Below are 14600 nucleotides of genomic sequence, written 5' to 3' on the forward strand. Positions count from 1 at the left end.
CCGGCACCCCTGGTGTCGGCGGGACCGGCACACCCGGAATGGGCGGAACCGGCACGCCGGGCGTCGGTGGTACGCCGGGCACCGGCGGAACCGGCACCTGGCCCGGCGGAACCACCCGCCCCTGACGCCTGATCCGTGCGACAACCAGTGCCCCCGGGTTTCCCCGGGGGCACCGTCGTCTCAGGCGGAGTCGCGCTCCTCATCGGCGCCGTCCGCCGGGCGCGGTTCGGGCGGCACCTGGACCGGGCGCAGCAAGACCCAAGCCACGAAGGCGAGCGCCACGGCCCCCATGCCGAGCCCGGCCCAGAGGTTCACGTTGATCCCGCCGGTCTTGGCCTGCTCCGCCGCGGTGTCGTGCACCAGGCCGGTGACGACGAGAACGACCGCGTAGCACCCGAGCAACGCGCCGACGATGGTGCGGATATCGAAAAGCATTGTGGCGTCTCCTTATCCGACGACAACGTTGAGCGCGATGACGAGCGCGAGCGCGATGCCCGCCAGCAGGACCGGGCGCTGATACCAGGGCAGCGTGCCTGCCTCGGGATCGGTGCGGACCTCCTTGGGTGTCTCCGAGTACACCAGCCCGACCAGTTCGGACGCCGGCTTCGGCCGCGTCACCTGGGTGACGAGGACGCTGACCACGATGTCGACCACGAAGGCCACACCGGCGGCGACGAAACTCGCGCCCTGCCCGGACAACTCGAACACGCCCGTCTCGTGCAGGAGGAAAACCAGGATGGCCGAACCGGTTCCGCAGACCAGCCCCATCCAGCCCGCGGCCGGCGTCATCCGTTTCCAGAACATGCCGAGGATGAAGGTGGCGAACAGCGGCGCGTTGAAGAAGCTGAACAGGGTTTGCAGGTAGTCCATCATGTTGCTGAACCCGGAGGCGATGAACGCGGTGAAGATCGCCGCCACGGTCGCTCCGATGGTGGCCAACCGGCCCACGCCGAGGTAGTAGCCGTCCGGACGGTCGCGGCGCACGTACTGCTGCCACAGGTCGTAGCTGAACACCGTGTTGAAGGCGGAGATGTTGGCCGCCATGCCCGCCATGAACGCCGCGAGCAGGCCGGCCAGCCCGACCCCGAGCAGGCCGTTGGGCAGCACGTCCTTCATCAGGTACAGCAGCGCCTGGTTGTAGGTGGTGTCGCTCTCGAAGTCCGGGTTCGCGGTCACCGCCGCCTTGTACTCCGACATCTGCGGCACCAGCACCGCGCTGATCATGCCGGGGATCACGACGATCAACGGGATGAACATCTTCGGGTAGGCGCCGATGATCGGGGTGCGCCGCGCCGCCGAGATGGAATGCGTCGCCATGGCGCGCTGCACTTCGACGAAGTTCGTGGTCCAGTATCCGAACGACAGCACGAAACCCAGTCCGAACACGATGCCGAGGATCGACAGGAAGTCGTTGCCGAACCCGCTGAGGGCGTTGCCCGGCCAGGATTCCCACTGCTGCGCTCCGCCCGGTGACGCGCCGATCTTGTCGCGCAGGCCGTCCCAGCCGCCGACCTTGTGCAGGCCGACCAGGGTGAGCGGCAGCAGCGCGGCCACGATCACGAAGAACTGGAGCACCTCGTTGTAGATCGCGGCCGACAGACCGCCGAGGGTGATGTAGGACAGCACGATCACCGCGGCCACGATCACCGAGACCCACAGCGGCCAGCCCAGCAGCACGTTCACGATGGACCCGAGCAGATACAGGTTGACCCCGGCGATGAGGATCTGCGCGACGGCGAAACTCAGCGCGTTGACCAGGTGGGCGCCGGTGCCGAAGCGGCGGCGCATGAACTCCGGCACGCTGCGCACCTTGGAGCCGTAGTAGAACGGCATCATCACCACGCCGAGGAACAGCATGGCCGGTACCGCGCCGATCCAGAAGTAGTGGAAGGTCGGGAACCCGTACTCCGCGCCGTTGGCGGACATGCCCATGATCTCCACCGCGCCGAGGTTGGCGGAGATGAACGCCAGGCCGGTCACCCAGGCGGGCAGCGAGCGGCCGGACAGGAAGAAGTCGATGCTGGAGGACACGCGCTGCCTGGCCAGCAGGCCGATGCCGGTCACGAACACGAAATACAGGGCGACCAGCGCGTAATCGACCGGCTGCGCGTCCAACAGGAGGGTCTCGGCGGCTACCAGGTGCGGGGGTGGGGCGGCCGGGTGCAGGTCGGACACGATCGGCACGGCGGCGAGAACGGACGGATCGGCGAGCGGCACAGCGTTCCTCCTGGCGGTGAAACCGGGGCGGCGAGTGAGATCGTCCGTCGTGCGAGAGCATGCGTCGTGCTGGTCCTGCCCGGCGTCGCGCGACCTCCTCGTCGCCCGCCGAATGGTGTCGGCTGACACCACTCTGCGTGATCATGCCCTACCGGCGCGGCACATTCGCGCACAATCAGGTCGGTCGCTCAGCGGGCCCGGTGCGCTCCGGCGGCGGCGACCACCGCGAAGGTGCGCGGAGCAGCCAGACCCGCGTCGGCGAAACGCCGCCGCACCGCCGCCACCACCGCCTCGGTGCCCTCCCGGTCGACGAGCGCGATGGCGCTTCCGCCGAACCCGCCGCCGACCATGCGGCTGCCGTGCGCTCCCGCCGCCACCGCGGCCTCCACCGCCGCGTCGAGTGCCGGGGTGGACACCTCGAAGTCGTCGCGCAGCGAGGCGTGCCCCGCGGTGAGTATCGGCCCGATTCCCCGGGGGTCGACGCCTTCTCGCAATTTCTCGGCAACCGCGAGCACCCTGGCGTTCTCCGTCACCACGTGGCTGGCGCGGCGGCGCAGCACGTCGTCGGCGATCCGGTCGACGTCGGCCGCCGCCACATCGCGCAAGGCGGTGACGCCCAGCGCCTCGGCCGCCGCGGCGCACTGGTCGCGACGCTCGGCGTAGCGGCCGTCCACGAGTTCGTGCGGCTGCCCGGTATCGATCACCAGCAGTTCGAGTCCGAACGCGGCGAGGTCGAAGGGGATCTGCTCGTGCCCGGTGCCGCGCGGCGCGGCGGTGTCGGCGGCGAATGCCCGCACGTCCAGCAAGAGCGCGTGCCCGGCCGTGCACAGCAGCGCTGCCGACTGGTCGAGCAAGCCGGTCGGCGTGCCGACGTAGTCGTTCTCCGCGGCACGGGCCATGTCGATCAGCATCCGGTCGGTCAGGCCGGGCGCGAACAGGTCGCGTAGCACGACGGCCACCGCGCAGGACAGCGCCGCCGAGGACGACAGCCCCGCACCGATCGGCACCGCGCCGTCGAGGTCGAGATCCACGCCGGGAATCCGGTGCCCGCGCCGGGTGAACTCGGCGACCACGCCGAGCGGATAGCGCGCCCACCCGGGCACCAGTGCCCGCTGCCGGTCGAGATCGGATACCGCGAAGAGCACCGGCTCGCCGGGCCGCTGCCGCGAGCCCACCCGCACCAGCCCGTCGCTGCGCGCAGCCGCCGCGCACCGCACCACCAGCGGCAACGCGATCGGCAGGACGTAACCGTCGTTGTAGTCGGTGTGCTCACCGATGATGTTGACCCGCCCCGGCGCCACCCATGTCCGCAAGCTCGTCCCTCGCTGTCCTCGTCGGTCGTGTCAGGGTACGAGACACCCCGCCCGACCGTTGTTCGCGCCGCGCGATCTGCGCTCGTGACGCACAGTCGATTCGACGCAAGACCCGCCTGCGAATTCCGTGGCCGCGCCGGATCGGGAGGGCATCAGGATGCATGACACCCGCGCGGCGATCTCATCGCACGGCAGGTGCCGCATCCCCAGGAGTTTCGCGCCGAGATGGTGGATCCGCGCGTGCGGGAGTACGTGGCGCACACGGTTTCACTCTTGTTGCGCCAACTGCCCGCGAGGGGGCGGCATTCCATGCCATGATCAAATCAGTTGTCCAGGGCATTGGTTGCCGAGCGCGCTGCGGTCGGCTGGGACGTCTGCTCGTACAACAACACTCGGTTCTCGTTCGCCGGCAGCATCCGGGCAGTGCTCGACGAACAGGCGAACGTCGAAGTCGCGGTGGAGGGTTCCCAGATCTATTACGCGGCCCGGTGCACCGGGGATGGAGCGACCAAGGGGGGCTGATGACACCCAGTGAACAGCCACAGCCCGGCTGTCGGCGCGGTATCGGATCGGGCTGGTACGTGGTGCTTCTCGGGGGAGGTGCGGCCGCGATCGCGGTCCACCTGACGCTCGACTCGCAGGTGGTGGCGTTCGCCACGATGGCCGTCATCGTCGGCGAGACCCTCGCCATGATCGCCGTCGGCGTGCGCATCCACCGGCCCGCGCACCCGTTGCCGTGGTATCTGCTGTCCGGCTCGGCGGTGCTGTTCGCCACCGGCACCACGCTGCGTGACATCGGCGACCATGCGCTGCATCCGCTCGACGACGCGTTCACCCTGCTCGGTTATCTCGGCGTGGGGCTCGCCGCGCTGATCTGGTTCTGGCCGCGCCACGTGCACGGCAACTACGACCTGCTGCTGGACTCCGCCCTCATCGGGCTCGGCGCGCTACTGGCGTCCTGGACCTTCCTCATCTCCCCGATCCTCCGGTCCACCGAGACCGGGCTCGACGCGGTGGTGGCCGCGACCTACCCCGTGCTGGACGCCCTGCTGCTCACGTTGGTGGCGCACTCGATGGCCACCTCCACGCGCGCGGAGACCTCGCTGTGGCTGTTGCACGCCGGGCTGATCGCGGTGCTGCTCGGCGACCTGGGCTACAGCCTGGAGACCGCGGGCGCGATCGCGTTCGGGCGCGAGGTGCTGCTGGCTCCCCTGCTCGCTGCCTACGCCACCGTGGGCGTCGCGGCGCTGCACCCGACCATGGCAGCGCTCGGCATGCCGCGGCGCATCCACCCGCACCACTCCCGACAGCGCGCCAGCCTCATCGCGATCGCGCTGATCGTGGCCTCGCTGGTGCCGGTGGTCGGGTCCAGCATGCGCCCGCTCGACCGCCTGGTGGTGTCGTCACTGTTCGCGCTGTTGCTGATCGGGATGCTGGTGCGCAGCGAGCGCGCGATCGTGCGCAGTGCCCGCAGCGAGCGGCGCGCGCAGTACCAGGCCGACCACGACATGCTCACCGGATTGCTGAACCGGGCCGCGCTGCTGCGCGCGCTGCGGCAGCGCGGCGAACAATGGGCCGAGCGACCGATCTGCCTGCTGTTCATCGACCTCGACGGCTTCAAGCGGGTCAACGACAGCTACGGCCACGCCGTCGGCGATGAACTGATCGCGACGGCGGCGAGCCGGATCCGGCGGGTGGTGCGCCAAGAGGACGTGGTGACCCGCTACGGCGGCGACGAGTTCGTCGTGCTCGCCCCGCTCGCCCGGCCGGAGGCCGCCGTGCTGGCCGAACGGCTGCTCGGCGCGTTCGTCCGGCCGTTCGGGCTGAGCGCGGGCGAGATCCCGATCACCGCGAGTGTCGGCGTGGCGTGCCTGGGTCCGCGCAGCTCGGACACCGACGCGCACAGCCTGTTGCGGGACGCGGACGCGGCCATGTACCACGCGAAGCAGTACTCGCTCGGCTACGCGTTCCACGACGACGTGCGGCGCGAGACTCCCGGCGCCGAGCGCCGGATCTGGCGCGCGGCCGCCCGATCCGCCAGTCCCGCGGTGTGACTCAGTCGCTCAGCTCGTTCAGCAGGCGCTTGGCCTCCTCGAGCTCGGCCTGTAACTGCTGCACCTTGGCCTCCTGCACGCCGCGCAACGCGTCGAGGACCCCGGCGACCACCTCGGCCACCTCCGGATGCAGGATCTTCGCCGCCTGCGCCACGGTGGATCCGGCCACCGGAAGGCCGCGCAGGGTGCGCTTCTTACCGCTGACCACGTCGATCGACCACTCGCCGTCGGCGGTGCCGGTGAGCGTCACGGTGACCTCGGGCGCCTTGGTCTTGCGAGCGGCGGCCGTTTTGGCGGGCTTCGGCGCCGTCGCCGCCGCGGCTTGTTTGCCCGCGCTCTCGGCACGGCTCGCGGCCGCGGTGGTCTCCGCGGGCTTCGGGCCTGCCGGCGGTTGGGGTGCGCTCGCCTGCGCGGGCTGAGTCGCGGTGCTCGTCGTGGTCGACGACTGGGTCACAGGGGTTTCCTTCCTAGGGGTCGACTTCGGCTGTGCGGTGGCGCCCGCCGCCCCTCGCGGCGGCTTGGTCAAGGTCACCTCGATGGGAGAGAAGGACAGTACATCCTTCGATCCGGTCGGGCGGACCTGCAGGAAGTCACCGTCGGCAGGGTCGCCGAGGGCGATCACCTTGCCCGAGCGCCCCTCCGGAACGCCGACCGCCGCGGCGGTGAACCACACCATGGGCGGGCGGCCACCGGCGATCTCCGTGGCGATCTGCTGAATCTCGCTGTCCGACAATGGTTGCGGCTTCGTTCGTGGGGAGGGCATGGTGACTCCGAGCGATTTCGTGGTTGGCTGCGTGCACAGATGATGCCCCACGCCGCCGACAGATTTGCGGGCCACCGTCGGATAGAGGCCGCGGATAGTCCGATCCGAGCAACCAGCGAATATCTGGCAACAGATCACGGGCTCCGCGAGCGGCGACTCGGCAGTCGACTCATGCGCGACATGATCCGCTCCGGCGAATCGGTAAGCAGCACCGGCGATCAGGCGCCGCTCCCCTCGAACCGGTATCCGGCAACAGGGCGACATCAGCGATGTGCGGCATACGACGGTGCTCGCCGAGGCGGCACCGCACACCGGATTCCCCGCAGAGCGCTCAGCTCGACGCCGTCGGCGCGCGCAACGCGGGGAACCAGATATCGGTGAGCACCTCGACGGCTTGGTCCGCCGAGACGTCGATGGTGCCCTGCATCGCCCAGCGGGTGAAGAATCGTTCCAGTTGCGCGACAAGCAATTCCACCCGCAACCTCGCTTCGTCGTGCCGATCGGCGGGCCACCCGGCGAGGTAGGCGGTCATCGCGTTGGGCAGCGCGAGGATGCCGTTGCGGGCGATCTCGCGGAACTCCGGCTCCAGCGCGGTCGCCTCGTCCCAGGCGAGCAGCATGTCCTTGTACTCGTGGAACCACTCGATCGCCCGGGTCATCCAGCCGGCGAACTCGTCGCGTGAACCGGTCTCGAGCACCCGGTCGAGGTCCTGATAGAAGTGCAGCGCGGTGGGTGCGGTGCCCTGCTCGGCGATCGCGCGCAGGATTTCCAGCTTCCCCGCGAAGTGCAGGTAGAACGTGGCACGGCTGCAACCGACCGCGGCGGCGATCTCGTCCACCCGCACGCCCGCGTAGCCGCGGGTGGCGAACAGCTCCTTGGCTGCCTCCATCAGGCGGGCCCTGGTCTGCTGCTTCTGCTCGTCCCGCAGGTTCGTGTTCGCGTTGGTCCGCATGGGGAACCGGTACCTCGTCTCCGTAAAAGCCGGGCTGACGTGCTGCTTCCGCTGACCGAGTCTACGCATGAGCGGTCTTGATAGACAGTGCGTCATTCACTGGACGCGATGTCTAGTGAGTGTTATTTTGTTGCCTACGTCACTCCGGCGCTACCCGCGCCGGACGGTTCGGCCGTCATCGACGACGGCCCTCCAGCACGAGGACAGTGAATGACGTCAACCGCACTCCCCCGCGTCTGCGTGATCGGGGCGGGCCCCTCCGGGATCACCGCCGCCAAACGGCTGAACGACCACGGCATCCCCTTCGACTGCTACGAGGCGTCCGACGAAGTCGGGGGCAACTGGTACTTCAAGAACCCCAACGGCATGTCGGCCTGCTATCAGAGCCTGCACATCGACACGTCCAAGTTCCGCTTGGCCTTCGAGGACTATCCGGCGCCCGACGAGTGGCCGGACTTCCCGCATCATTCGCAGCTGTTCCAGTACTTCCGCGACTACGTCGACCATTTCGGCATCCGCGACCGGATCGTGTTCAACACCGAGGTGACCGCCGCCGAGCGCGGGGCGGACGGTCGCTGGCTGATCACCACGAGCGACGGGCGCACCAAGGACTACGACGCGCTCGTCGTCTGCAACGGGCACCATTGGGATCCGCGCTTGCCGGACTACCCGGGCGAATTCGACGGCAGGCTGCTGCACAGCCACGCCTACAACGACCCGTTCGACCCCGTCGACATGCGGGGCAAACGGGTCGTGGTGGTCGGCATGGGCAATTCGGGACTGGATATCGCCTCCGAGCTGTCGCAGCGATTCATCGCCGCGAAGCTCTACGTCTCCGCCCGGCGCGGGGTCTGGGTGCTGCCGAAGTACGTCAACGGCAAGGTCGGCGACAAACGCTCGATGCCACGATGGATGCCGCCGAAGCTCGGTCTCAAGCTCAAGCAGCGATTCGTCCGGAAGGTCCGCGGCAATATGCGGGACTACGGCCTGCCCGAACCGGACCATCTGCCGTTCGAGGCACATCCCTCCGCGAGCGAGGAATTCCTGCACCGCGCGGGCTGCGGCGACATCGTCTTCAAGCCCGCGATCACCGCGCTGGAAGGTCCGCGGGTGCGCTTCGCCGACGGCAGCGTCGAAGAGGTGGACGTGATCGTCTGCGCCACCGGTTACCGCATCTCCTTCCCGTTCTTCTCCGACCCCGAGCTGCTGCCCGACCGCGACAACCGTTTCCCGCTGTTCAAGCAGATGATCAAGCCGGGCATCGACAATCTGTTCTTCCTGGGGCTGGCCCAGCCGCTGCCCACGCTGGTGAACTTCGCCGAGCAGCAGAGCAAGCTGGTCGCCGCCTATCTCACCGGCCGCTATCACCTGCCGTCGGCGGAGGAAATGCGGGCGGCCATCCGATCCGCGGAATCGGCCAGGACGGGCCGCTACTACGACTCGCCCCGGCACACCATCCAGATCGAATTCGAACCGTACGTGCGGGACCTGCGGCGGGAACTCGCGCGCGGCGCGAAACGCGCCACCGCCGCGGGAAACGCGTTGCCGGTGCGGGCCCGGGCACTCGAACAGGTGTGAGGCGGCGATGACCACTATCACGGGAACTGCCACATCGGGCTTCTGCGCCGAGCGATTCGCGCGGGTCCGAACGGAACTGGAGACCCGGCTCGCTTCCGGTGACGAACTCGGCGCCTCGATCTGCGTCACCGTCGACGGTGAACCGGTCGTCGACCTCTGGGGCGGGTACCGCGACCCCGGACGCACCGCGCCGTGGACCGAGGACACCTTGGTCAACGTCTTCTCCCTCACCAAGACCATGACGGCGTTGTGCGCCCTGCTGCTGGTCGAGCGCGGGGAGCTGGACGTGTACGCGAAGGTGGCCGAGTACTGGCCGGAGTTCGCGGCGAACGGCAAGGGCGACATCGAGGTTCGTCATCTGCTGGCGCACACCTCGGGTGTCTCGGGGTGGCAGCCGCCGATCGAACTCGCCGACATCTACGACGCGGAAGCGTCCGCCGCCCGCCTGGCGAGCCAACCGCCGTGGTGGGAGCCGGGCACCGCCTCGGGGTACCACGCGCTCGCCTACGGCCACCTGATCGGCGCGGTGATCCGCCGCGTCACCGGACGCTCGCTGGGCGAGTTCTTCGCCGCGGAACTGGCCGGGCCGCTGGGCGCGGACTTCCACATCGGCACCGCGCCCGAGCACCACGGGCGGATCGCCACCTTGGTACCGCCCACCATGCCGGAGTTCGACATGGCCGCGCTCGACCAGGACAGCGTGCTGGTCAAGACGCTCACCAGCCCGCTGCTCGACATCGCCGAGACGGCGAGCGCGGCATGGCGGCAAGCCGAGATCGGCGCGGTGAACGGTCACGGCAACGCGCGTTCGGTGGCGCGGGTGCAATCACTGGTCTCCTGCGGCGGCGAACTCGGCGGACGGCGACTGCTGTCGGAGGACACCATCGAGCTGATCTTCCGGCAGCAGTCCGACGGCGTGGATCTCGCGCTCGCGACGCCGCTGCGGTTCGGCATCGGCTACGGTCTGCCGCAGCGGCAGACCGCCCCGGAGGTGCCCGACGGCCGGGTGTGCTGGTGGGCCGGGTACGGAGGCGCGATGGTGGTCAACGACCTCGAGCACCGCACCACGTTCGCCTACACCATGAACCGGATGGCGCCGGGCCTGATCGGCTCCGACCGTGCCGACGCCTATCTGCGCGCGACGTTCGCGGCGGTACGCGGATGATGCGAGCATTGCAGCTCACCGACCCCGGCGTGCTGGAACTGCGCGAGGTGCCGATTCCGGAGATCGGGCCCACCGATCTGTTGCTGCGCGTCGGCGCGACCGGCATCTGCCATTCGGACCTGCACGTGCTGCACATCCCGTTCCGGATGCGCGAGGAGCCGTTGACCCTGGGCCACGAGATCGCGGGCACCATCGAGGCCGTCGGCGACGGGGTGGACGGCCGCAGGACCGGCGAGCGCGGCATCGTGTATCTGTGCTGGTCGTGCGGGGTCTGCCGGGAGTGCGCGGGCGGCGACGAGAACGTCTGCCGTGCCGCGGGCCGCACCGCCATGCCGCCGTGCCCCGGTCTCGGGCCGGACGGCGGGATGGCCGACTACATCCGAGTGCCGGCGAGTTCCTTCGTGCCGATCGGCGACCTCGATTTCGCCCAGGCCGCGCCGCTGGCCGACGCCGCGCTGTCGAGTTATCACGCCATCCGCGGCGCTCGCGAGCACCTCGGCCCCGGGTCGGTGGCAGTGGTCATCGGGATCGGCGGGCTCGGTCACGTCGCGGTGCAGATCCTCGCCGCGACCACGGCCACCCGGGTGCTGGCCGTGGACGTGAGCGCCGACAAACTCGAACTCGCCGCGCGCTGCGGAGCGGCGGAGGGATTCGTCGCGGGCGACGACACCGCCGGAGAGATCCTCGACCGGACCGCAGGCCGCGGCGCCGACGCGGTGTTCGACTTCGTCGGCGTCCAGACCACCGCACGGCTCGCGGTGGAGTCGGTGGCGCCCAACGGGGCATACCGCATGATCGGCCTCGGCGGCGGCGCACCGGAGATCACCGCGGCGCCGGCCGACGGCACCGGTTGGCCCTGGGGCGCGTCGGTACGGAAGACCTACGGCGGCACCAGATCCGACTTGATCGACTCCGTGGCACTGGCCACGTCGGGCAAGCTACGCGTCGAGGTGGAGCGCTACCCCTTGGCCGAGGGTCGCGCCGCCCTCGACCGGCTGGAACGCGGCCTGATCACCGGCCGAGCGGTCCTGATCCCCCGGCCGTGACTCATCGACCCACGAGGAAGTACTCGTTATGACAAAGCCCTTCGACCAGCAGGCATTCGTGGCGGAGGCCGCGGGCAGGCTCACCGGCCCCGGCGGTCGATTCGAGATGGTGATCGAGGACGTGCTCGGCGCACCGATGCCGGTGGTACGCCACCGCAGGTCCTCGCTGCGCGAGGTACTCGTCGCGGCGTCGGCGCACGGCGACCGGGACTACCTGGTCACCGCGGACCGCCGGATATCGTTCACCGAGCACGCCGCCGCGGTCGCGGCGCTGGCCACGGCCCTGCGCGACCGATTCGGCGTCGGAAAGGGCGACCGCGTCGGCATTCTCGCGGCGAACACACCCGAGTGGGTCATCACCTTCTGGGCGGCCCAGGCGCTCGGCGCGATCGCGGTGGGTTACAACGCGTGGTGGGCGCCGCGCGAGATCGCCTACGGCGTCGAGCACACCGGCCCCACCGTGCTCGTCGTCGACGCGAAGCGCGCCGCGGCGGCGGCGGAACTGGACATCCGGATTCCCCTGCTCACCATGGAGCACGACGTACCAGCGCTCATCGCCGAACACCGGACCGACGAGTTGCCGCACGCCGATATCGAGGAAGACGACCCCGCGGTGATCCTCTACACCAGCGGCACCAGCGGACGCCCCAAGGGGGCGGTGCACTCGCACCGGAACCTGGTGGCCGTCACCGATTATCACCTCTTCAACGACGCGCTGGCCGCCGCGCTCACCGGCGCGACCGAACTGCCCAGCGGTCGGCGCTTCCTGCTCACCTCGCCGCTGTTCCACATCGCCAGCCTGCACAACCTGGTGGTCCCCCGGCTGGTCACCGGCGACGCGGCGGTGATCCACCAAGGCTCGTTCGACGCCGATCAGGTGCTGCGACTGATCGAGACCGAACGGGTCACCAACTGGGGCGCCATGCCGACCATGGCCACCAGGATGCTGGATCTCGACCTGTCCGGCTACGACCTGTCCTCGCTGTCCTCGTTCTCACTGAACTCGGCGCCGTCGTCGGCCGCGCTGCAACAGAAGCTGCGCGATCAACTGCCCGTCGCCCGCAACGCGCTGGTGACCAGCTACGGGCTCACCGAATGCAGCACTGCCGCGACGCTGGCTAGTCCGGCCGAACTGGCGGCGTTCCCGGACACCGTGGGACGACCGGTCGTCGGGGTCACGCTGGAAATCCGTGACAGCGCGGGCAACGCGGTTCCCGACGGCGCGGAAGGCGAGATCTGGGTGCGCAGCCCCTACGTGATGCTGGGGTACTGGCGGGACGAGACGGCGACCGCGGCGGCGATCACCGCGGATCGCTGGTTGCGCACCGGCGATATCGGGATCCTGGAGGACGGCAGGCTGCGGTTGTCGGGGCGCCGTTCGGATCTCATCCTGCGCGGCGGGGAGAACGTCTATCCCACCGAGATCGAGCAGTGCCTCGAGGAGCATCCCGCGGTGCGCGAATGCGCGGTCCTCGGCGTGCCCGACGCCGACCTGGGTCAGCAGGTCGCGGCGTTGGTCGTGGTCGACAACAGCGCGGCCATCAGCGAAGACGAGCTGCGCGCGTTCACCGCCGAGCGGCTCGCCTACTACAAGGTGCCCGCCCGATGGCGGTTCACCACCACCGCACTCCCCCGCAATGCGACCGGCAAGGTCGTACGCGCCCAACTCGAGGTGTGAAGCCATGTACGACACCATCATCGCGAACGGCCGCTGGTTCGACGGCACCGGCGCGCCCTCGGCGATCAGGCACCTCGGCATCCACGACGGGCGGATCACGACCATCTCGGCCGAGCCGATCGACGACCCGGCGTGCCCGAACGTCGTGGACGCCACCGGGAAGTGGGTGATCCCGGGGATGCTGGACATCCACACCCATTACGACGTGGAGGTGCTCCAGCATCCGGCGCTGACCGAATCGCTGCGGCACGGCATCACCACGGTGCTGCTGGGCTCGTGTTCGTTGTCGACCGTGCACGTCGACGCCTCCGACGCGGGCGACCTGTTCGCGCGGGTCGAGGCGATTCCGCGCAAGCACGTCGTCGCGGCGGTGGGCGAGCACAAGACCTGGCGCTCGGCGCACGAGTACGCCGCCGCCCTGGACCGGCTGCCCTTGGGCCCGAATGTCGCCGCGTTCATCGGGCATTCGGATATTCGTGCCGCCGAACTCGGTCTGGAGCGCGCCACCCGCAAGGACGTCCGGCCCGATGCCGCCGAACTGGCCGGGATGGAGGCGAAACTGACCGAGGCGCTGGACGCGGGCTTCGTCGGCATGTCCTCTCAGCAGTTGCTGTTCGACAAACTCGACGGCGAGGTGTGCCGGTCGCGCACGCTGCCATCCACCTACGCGACGCTGCGGGAACGGCACCGGCTCAACACCGTGCTGCGACGGCGCGGCGGGGCGTTGCAGGGCGGGCCGGACGTGTCCCGGCCGCACAGCCTGGTCACCATGGCGGCCAGCAGCCTCGGCCTGTTCCGCAGGCCGCTGAAGGTCAGCCTGCTCTCGGCCGCGGACATCAAGGCGATTCCCGCTGTCGTGCACCTGTTTCCGCTGATCGCCCGGGTGCTGAACAAGCTGGGCGGCAATTTCCGCTGGCAGCACCTTCCGGTGCCGTTCGAGGTCTACGCCGACGGCATCGACCTGGTGGTGTTCGAGGAGTTCGGTTCCGGCGCCGAAGCGCTGCACCTGGCCGATCAGGTGGACGAACGACGGGAACTGCTGCGCGACGAGAACTATCGGCGCCGCTTCCGCGCGGATTACGACAAGAAGTTCGGTCCGCGGGTATGGCACCGCGACTTCTTCGACGCGCAGATCGTCGAATGTCCCGACCCCACGGTGATCGGCAAGACCTTCGGCCAGGTGGGCTCGGAGCGCGGCGGCGCGCATCCGGTGGACGCGTTCCTCGACCTCGTGGTGGAGCACGGCAGCAAGGTGCGTTGGCGCACGACGATTTCCAATCATCGACCGGAGGTGCTCGATCGGCTCGCCGCCGATCCGGGTGTGCAGCTGGGCTTCTCCGACGCGGGGGCCCATCTGCGCAACATGGCGTTCTACAACTTCGGGCTCCGCTTCCTGCGCCGCGTGCGTGACGCCGCGGACGCCGGTCGCCCGTTCCTGTCGGTGGAACAGGCGGTGCACCGGCTCACCGGTGAACTCGCGGACTGGTACGGCTTGGACGCCGGGCATCTGAGGGCGGGCGACCGAGCCGACCTCGTCGTCCTCGATCCGGCCCGCCTGGACGATTCGCTCGACGCCTACCAGGAATCGCCGATCCCCCCGTTCGACAACCTGCCGCGCATGGTGAACCGCAACGACGACACGGTCACCGCGGTGTTCGTCGGAGGCGTGCGGGTCTTCGGTGACGGCGCTCCCGCCGAGGTCCTCGGCACCAGACGGACCGGCCGGTTCCTGCGCGCGACGACCGCCGTCCGGTGATCGGAACGCCCCTGCCCGGCCGTGCCCGCCGGTAAAATCGCGGGGACCGGCGGCTCGGTCGCCGGTCGTTCGTAGGGA

At 69.5% G+C, this 14600-nt stretch carries 12 protein-coding genes; 7 read left to right on the top strand and 5 right to left on the bottom strand.

All coding sequences use genetic code 11. The features are described from left to right. Nucleotides 1-180 precede the first annotated feature (180 nt). From NG1_RS26590 to galK, 3 genes are all read right to left on the bottom strand, one after another. Nucleotides 181-435, bottom strand: coding sequence for a hypothetical protein (locus NG1_RS26590; protein WP_040868908.1), 255 nt, complete (start codon nt 433-435; stop codon nt 181-183). A 12-nt stretch (nt 436-447) separates the two neighbouring features. Next, nucleotides 448-2139, bottom strand: a complete 1692-nt coding sequence (locus tag NG1_RS26595; protein WP_157114255.1) for a sodium:solute symporter family protein — start codon at nt 2137-2139, stop codon at nt 448-450. Between the two features lie 266 nt (nt 2140-2405). Next, nucleotides 2406-3530 (bottom strand): galactokinase, encoded by a 1125-nt coding sequence (gene galK / locus NG1_RS26600; protein WP_062975239.1) that lies wholly within the window; start codon nt 3528-3530, stop codon nt 2406-2408. Nucleotides 3531-3857: 327 nt separating this feature from the next. Between galK and NG1_RS38545 the strand changes: the two genes are divergently transcribed. Both NG1_RS38545 and NG1_RS26610 read left to right on the top strand, forming a co-directional pair. Next, on the top strand, nt 3858-4052 hold the full coding sequence (locus NG1_RS38545; RefSeq protein WP_245660066.1) for a hypothetical protein: 195 nt from the start codon (nt 3858-3860) through the stop codon (nt 4050-4052). Beyond that, nucleotides 4052-5584, top strand: coding sequence for a GGDEF domain-containing protein (locus NG1_RS26610; protein WP_084499208.1), 1533 nt, complete (start codon nt 4052-4054; stop codon nt 5582-5584). Before NG1_RS38545 ends, NG1_RS26610 begins: the two co-directional genes overlap by 1 nt. Before the next feature lies 1 nt (nt 5585). Here NG1_RS26610 and NG1_RS26615 read toward each other — a convergent pair whose 3' ends face one another. Together NG1_RS26615 and NG1_RS26620 are read right to left on the bottom strand one after the other, a co-directional pair. After that, nucleotides 5586-6347, bottom strand: a complete 762-nt coding sequence (locus NG1_RS26615) for a DUF6319 family protein (RefSeq protein ID WP_062975340.1) — start codon at nt 6345-6347, stop codon at nt 5586-5588. Nucleotides 6348-6678: 331 nt separating this feature from the next. Further along, nucleotides 6679-7299 (bottom strand): TetR/AcrR family transcriptional regulator, encoded by a 621-nt coding sequence (locus NG1_RS26620; protein ID WP_062975245.1) that lies wholly within the window; start codon nt 7297-7299, stop codon nt 6679-6681. Between the two features lie 210 nt (nt 7300-7509). On the opposite strand from NG1_RS26620, the gene NG1_RS26625 reads away from it, so the two are divergent. From NG1_RS26625 to NG1_RS26645, 5 genes are read left to right on the top strand one after another with little or no spacing between them, the layout of a single operon-like run. Beyond that, nucleotides 7510-8877 (top strand): flavin-containing monooxygenase, encoded by a 1368-nt coding sequence (locus NG1_RS26625; protein WP_062975248.1) that lies wholly within the window; start codon nt 7510-7512, stop codon nt 8875-8877. Between the two features lie 7 nt (nt 8878-8884). Beyond that, entirely contained in the window at nt 8885-10042 is a 1158-nt protein-coding gene (locus tag NG1_RS26630; RefSeq protein WP_062975250.1) for a serine hydrolase domain-containing protein, read from the top strand. Then, on the top strand, nt 10042-11088 hold the full coding sequence (locus tag NG1_RS26635; RefSeq protein WP_062975342.1) for an NAD(P)-dependent alcohol dehydrogenase: 1047 nt from the start codon (nt 10042-10044) through the stop codon (nt 11086-11088). The genes NG1_RS26630 and NG1_RS26635 overlap by 1 nt, the downstream gene beginning before the upstream one ends. A 28-nt stretch (nt 11089-11116) precedes the next feature. Continuing rightward, nucleotides 11117-12766 (top strand): steroid-24-oyl-CoA synthetase, encoded by a 1650-nt coding sequence (gene casG, locus NG1_RS26640; RefSeq protein WP_062975253.1) that lies wholly within the window; start codon nt 11117-11119, stop codon nt 12764-12766. A gap of 4 nt (nt 12767-12770) precedes the next feature. Further along, nucleotides 12771-14522: an N-acyl-D-amino-acid deacylase family protein gene (locus NG1_RS26645; RefSeq protein WP_062975256.1), complete on the top strand. Its 1752-nt coding sequence runs from the start codon at nt 12771-12773 to the stop codon at nt 14520-14522. Nucleotides 14523-14600 lie beyond the last annotated feature (78 nt).

Origin of the sequence: Nocardia gamkensis NBRC 108242 (assembly GCF_001612985.1) — a bacterium.
GTDB lineage: Bacteria > Actinomycetota > Actinomycetes > Mycobacteriales > Mycobacteriaceae > Nocardia > Nocardia gamkensis.